The sequence below is a fragment of the Humidesulfovibrio sp. genome (genome assembly GCF_035560995.1).
Lineage (GTDB): Bacteria > Desulfobacterota > Desulfovibrionia > Desulfovibrionales > Desulfovibrionaceae > Humidesulfovibrio.
Map to the genome: position 1 here is coordinate 1 of NZ_DATMYK010000026.1, position 5,593 is coordinate 5,593.

Annotated in this window: 5 protein-coding genes; 3 read left to right on the plus strand and 2 right to left on the minus strand. The window is 66.0% G+C overall.

What is annotated here, in order from left to right; all coding sequences use genetic code 11:
• Positions 1–312: 312 nt before the first annotated feature.
• The 3 genes from VN419_RS00815 to VN419_RS00825 are packed head-to-tail and all read left to right on the plus strand — an operon-like array spanning position 313 to position 4,392.
• Positions 313–1,617: an ABC transporter substrate-binding protein gene (locus tag VN419_RS00815; RefSeq protein WP_325643430.1), complete on the plus strand. Its 1,305-nt coding sequence runs from the start codon at positions 313–315 to the stop codon at positions 1,615–1,617.
• Positions 1,614–3,653, plus strand: a complete 2,040-nt coding sequence (locus VN419_RS00820; RefSeq protein ID WP_325643432.1) for an ATP-binding protein — start codon at positions 1,614–1,616, stop codon at positions 3,651–3,653. Before VN419_RS00815 ends, VN419_RS00820 begins: the two co-directional genes overlap by 4 nt.
• A gap of 34 nt (positions 3,654–3,687) precedes the next feature.
• Complete coding sequence (locus VN419_RS00825) at positions 3,688–4,392, plus strand: response regulator (protein ID WP_325643434.1); 705 nt, start codon at positions 3,688–3,690, stop codon at positions 4,390–4,392.
• Positions 4,393–4,412: 20 nt separating this feature from the next.
• Here VN419_RS00825 and VN419_RS00830 read toward each other — a convergent pair whose 3' ends face one another.
• Together VN419_RS00830 and VN419_RS00835 are read right to left on the minus strand one after the other, a co-directional pair.
• A complete protein-coding gene (locus VN419_RS00830; RefSeq protein WP_325643436.1) occupies positions 4,413–4,937 on the minus strand; it encodes a hypothetical protein in 525 nt (174 codons plus the stop codon).
• 72 nt (positions 4,938–5,009) lie between these two features.
• On the minus strand, positions 5,010–5,593 hold a 584-nt coding region (locus VN419_RS00835), incomplete at its 5' end, for a sulfite exporter TauE/SafE family protein (protein WP_325643438.1).

Below are 5,593 nucleotides of genomic sequence, written 5' to 3' on the forward strand. Positions count from 1 at the left end.
GCTGCCGACTGAGCGGCGGCGTGGGGGGCGTCGTGCTGCATTGCGGGGGGCTTCCTCTCTGCGGCCTAATAGCACGGATACGCCCCGGTGCCAAGTCTTGAGCAAGACTTTTCATTTGCCGTGCCGTCTTCGCCATGCCCACGGGAAAGGGGCTACCGCCCGCATTTCCTGTTGAAGCGGTAGCTCAACTGACATAGGGTGCTGAAGATTTTCCGCACTCAGCCGGGGGCGGGCCCGGGCTTTCCGCGGCGCGGGGAACGGCCTGCGCCCTGTGCGAGGCCCACACGAATTCATGAAAAGAGGGGAGGAGGCATGGGCGGCGGCTGGCTTTCGAAAAAGCCCTTCTGGATCTCGCTGGCGCTGCTTCCCGCCGTGTTCGCCCTTGCCGGGCTTGCGGCGCTGCATGGCCTCTCCGGCTGCGGCCGCCACAGCGAGAAGGCCGCCGTGGAGCAGGCCACCAGCGGCGTCACCGACGACACCATCGTGCTGGGCTCGTCCTTGGCGCTCTCCGGCCACGCCAGCTATTTGGGCACGCAGACCCTGCGCGGCGCCTTAAGCTACCTGAACCACGTGAACGAATCGGGCGGGGTGCACGGGCGCAGGCTCAAGCTCGTGTCCTACGACGACTCCTATGATCCGCCGCGCTGCCTGGCCAACACCCAGCGGCTCATCATCGAAGACAAGGTGTTCGCCCTGTTCAGCTATGTGGGCACGCCCACCACGGTCAAAATCCTGCCCTTGCTCGAGGACGCGCAGATTCCCCTGCTGGGCATGTTCACCGGGGCCAACGCCCTGCGCGAGCCCTTCAACCGCTACATCATCAATATCCGCGCCTCCTACTACCAGGAGACGGCCGCGGCCGTGCGCCACCTGGTGAAGGACCTGGGCCTCAAGCGCATCGCCGTGTTCTACCAGTACGACGCCTACGGCTTCGACGGCCTCACCGGCACGGAGCTGGCCTTGAAGGAGTTCGGCCTGGAGCCGGTGGCGCGCGGCTCTTATGTGCGCGGCACCCTGGACGTGGAGGAGGGCCTGACCAAGATCGAGGACTCCCGCGCCGAGGCCGTGGTCATGATCGGCACCTACGACCCCTGCGCGCGCTTCATCCAGCTGGCCCAGGCGGGCGGCTTCTCGCCCATCTTCTACACCGTGTCCTTCGTGGGCGCGGAGGAACTGGCCCGCAGGCTGGCCGAGGGCGCGGGCGCGGAACCTGCGCCCCTTGTGGTCATGTCGCAGGTGGTGCCCCCCACCGAGGGCTCCGACGCGCGCAAATTCTCCGGCGGGGCGCAGGAATACGTGGAGCTTCTGGCCAGGTACTACCCGGACGACAAGCCGAACTCCGTGGGGCTTGAGGGCTACTACAACGCCCGCATCCTGGTGGAGGGCCTCAAGCGCGCCGGACGCAACCTCACCCGCGAGAGCTTCATCAAGGCCATCGACTCCATCCGCGACTATGAGCTGGGCCCGGGCCAGACCGTGAGCTTCGGGCCGGAGAACCACCAGGGCATGGAGCGCGTGTACTTCACGCAGCTGAAGGAGGGGCGCTTCACCCTGGTGGAGTCCTGGCTGGAGGTGCTTGCCGAGTTCCGGCGCCTGCGCGGGAAGGACGCGCCATGACCCTGTGGCGCAAGGCCTTGCGGCGCTACGAGGGCTTGAGCCTCAAGAACAAGATCTTTGTGTCGATTCTTGGGGTGGTGCTCCTCATCAGCGTGGCCATCGCCTTTCTCGCGCGCTACATCCTGGTGTCGTCCCTCACCACGGAACTCGAAATGCGCGGCAGCGCCATCGCCCACTCCACGGCGGAGCGCGGCAGCGGCTTCGTGCTGGACAAGAACTCCCCGATGCTTCTGTCGCTCATCTTCGACGAGGCCCGCCTGCACGAGCGCAAGCACCTCATCTCCTACATCTTCGTCACCGACCAGAACGAAGAGGTGCTGGCCCACACCATGACCCGCGCCTTCCCGGCGGAGCTGCGCCAGGCCAACGCCCTGCCCCCGGGCGAGAACCGCAGCGTGCGTCTGGTCACGGTGAACGGCGAGGACATCCACGACATCGCCGTGCCCATGAACGAAGGCCTGTACCGCATCGGCACCGTGCACGTGGGCCTGTCCAAAAGCCACATCGACAGCCTGATCGCCACCCTGCGCCTGACCTTTCTGGGCTTCATCTCGGCCATCATCCTGATCATCTTCTTCATCTCGAACCGCCTCACCCAGTACATCACCCGGCCGCTGTCCAAGCTCACGCGCATTTCCGACGAACTCTCGCGCGGCAACTTCGACATCACCACGGAGCTGCAGGAGGAGGACGAGCACTGGAAGCCCATGGACTGCCCGGCCTACGAGAACACGGAAATGCCCTGCTGGCATTTCGACCAGTCGGTGCGGGCGGCCGCCAGCCACCGCACCTGCGGCAACTGCGTGTTCTACCGCAAACGCGGGGGCGACGAGGTGGCCCAGATGGGCGATTCGTTCCGCAACATGGTCTGGAGCATCAAGCTTTACCGCCGCCGCCTGCGCGAGAGCGAGGAGAAGTACCGCTCGCTGTTCGATTCCGGCCCGGACCCGGTGTTCGTGGTGGACTGCGAGGACTTCCGCATCGCCGACGTGAACCCGCGCGCGCTTGAGCTGTACGGCTACGAGAAGGACGAGCTCATCGGCATGAGCTACCTGGCCCTGGGGCCGGAGAACCGCAAGGACTGCCTCCAGTCCTACGAGGGGCTCGAGGGCTATGAAGGCGAAGGCGGCGGCGACGGCCAGGCCGTGGTGAACGGCGGCACCGGCTGCCTGTACCACCCCAAGGTGCTGCACTACAAAAAGGGCCTGAAGCCCTTCTACGTCAACGTCCACGCCTGCCCCATCTCCTACCGGGGCCGCCATGCCATCATCATCGCGGTGACGGACATCACGGAGATGATCGAGAAGGACGCCCAGCTCATCCAGGCGGGCAAGATGAAATCGCTGGGTGAAATGAGCGCGGGCATCGCCCACGAACTGAACCAGCCGCTGAACGCCATCAAGATGGGCAGCGAATTTCTGGCCATTCTGGACGAGCAGGGCCAGACCGCCCCGCGCGAATCCTTCCGCCAGGTGGTGCGCGAGATAAGCGGCCAGGTGGACCGCGCGGCCGAGATCATCAACACCCTGCGGGCCTTCGGCCGCAAGGCCGAGATGCTGAAGGAGCCCGTGGACGTGAACAAGCCGGTTCGAAGCGTGCTGACCATCGTGCGCAGGCAGTTCGAGCTGGACAACATCCGCTTCACCCTGGATCTGGCCGAGGGCCTGCCCCGGGTGCTTGCCCACGACAACCGTCTGCAGCAGGTGTTCTTCAACCTGTTCACCAACGCGCGCGACGCCATTAATGAGGCCAGCACCGCGGCGGACCTGAACGCCCGGCGCGGCATCACCATCCGCAGCTACGCCGAGGCCGGGGGCGTGGTGGTCGAGGTGAGCGACACGGGCATAGGCATGGCGGCGGACATGCGCGACAAGATCTTCGAGCCTTTCTTCACCACCAAGGAGACGGGCCAGGGCATGGGCCTGGGCCTGGCCATCACCTACGGCATCGTGCGCGACTACGGCGGGCAGATCCGCATCGACAGCGCGCCCGGACAGGGCACCACCTTCAGCCTGCATTTTCCGCAAGCGGGCTAGGCCCTGCGCGGACCATATTTCACGGGGGAATAGCATGGAAAAGAAAGTCCTGGTCATAGACGACGAGCAGCCGACCCTGAACATGTTTCGCCTGCTTCTGGCGGCATACGGGTACGACACCCTGACCGCGGTCAACGGGGCCGAAGGCGTGGAGGCCTTTGAGCGGGAGCGGCCGGGCATCGTGCTCACGGACATCAAGATGCCCGTCATGGACGGCATTGAGGTGCTCCGGCGCATCAAGGACATCGACCCCCACGCCGAGGTCATCGTCATCACCGGCCACGGCGACATGGACCTGGCCATCCGCGCGCTGAACCTCGACGCCACGGACTTCATCAACAAGCCCGTGCAGCGCCAGGCCTTGAGCGAGGCCCTTTCCCGCGCGGAGGAGCGCATCGCCATCGCCAAAAGCCAGACCGAGGAATTCCCGGTGGAGGAGACGGACCAGGCGGCGGTGCTGCGCATCCAGGGGGGCGTCACCGCCCGCTCCGAGGCCCGGTTGGAGCGGGCCATGGCCCGCGCCCGGGAACTCGGCAAGCCGTTCATCGTGCTCAGCTTTGCGGAGAACGCCTCCATCAACGGCGCCGGGCTATCGCTTTTGACGCAGCTATTGCAGGACGCCCGCGAACGGGGCGAACGCATGTGCATCCAAGGTCTCTCGGAGAACTTCCGCAAGGTATTCGAAATGGTGGGGATTTCGCGTCTGGTGGCACCCTGTCGGGAGCCGCTGGAGCTCTAGCCCCGCAGAAAAAGGCTGGCTTAGGCCGCGCTTCCCGTGTTTGCGGGGGGCGCGGCCTTTTTTGCGCGCGCAAGGCGCGAGTGGATCCACAGGATGGCGGCATAGACGGGCAGGAAGTAATAGCCCGGCCCGGCGCCTTCCCACAGAAGGGGCATGGGCACGTCCTCGAAGCGCCAGTACAGCCAGGCGAGCAGGGCGCAGGCGGGCCAGAGCAGGGCGGCCGCGCGCCCGGCCGAAAGGGCCATGGTGTTGCCGTAGGCCTCCTGGGCCAGGTGGTTCTGGGCCAGATAGGCGGCCTTGTTCCCCGCCTGGGCGGCCTGGATAGAGAGCTCCTGGCGGCGCTTGGTCTCGGCGTCCTGTGTGGTCCAGCGGGCGCGCTGGGCGCGGGCCACCAGGGCGTACCCGGCGCGCCCCAGTGCCGCGCCGGCCAGGGCCAGCACCACGACGCCGAACAGGAAGGCTGCCTCCGGCTGCGGCAGCAGCCTGAAGGGAGCGATGAGCAGGGAGTCCAGGATCGCGAAGGGGGTGGTTGGGGTGGGCGTCATGTTTGCAGAGTGCCGTAAAAAGCCCCTCCCCCGCAAGGGGGGAGGGGCTCATGGAGGCGGATATGCGCGTTATTACACGCCGGGGATCTTGATGCCGTAGAAGCCGGCCAGCAGGTAGCCGATGCCGATGTACAGCGAGAGCACGATGAAGATGCGCTTCATCAGCGAGTCGGACAGGTACTTGGAGGTCATGGGGCCCACGATGGAGCCGACGGTGATGCCCACCAGCTCAAGGCCGATGAGGTGCCACTCGATGGGAGTGCCCTTGCCCATGAGGGTGATGATGCTGGTGACCATGCCCACGAGCACGGCCAGCGCGCTGGTGCCGGCGGCCAGGTACATGGGCAGCTGGGTCACGCTGGTCAGGAAGGGCACCAGCAGGAAGCCGCCGCCAACGCCCAGGAAGGCCGCCGCGGCGGAGATGACCACGCCGCCCAGGAAGGGCAGCAGGGGGTTGAAGCGGAAGGGCACGCCGTAGAAGGTGAACTCGCAGGTGCTGGCGGTGAACTTCTGGATCTTCAGGCCGATGTCGCAACCGGTCATGTCCTCGCCGCACTTCTGCTTTTTCACGGCGTCTTCAAAGGCCTTGGCGGCCTCCTTGGCGGTCTTCTTCTTTTTCTGGGCGCCGGGGGTGGTCTCGTAGAAGAGCCAGCAGC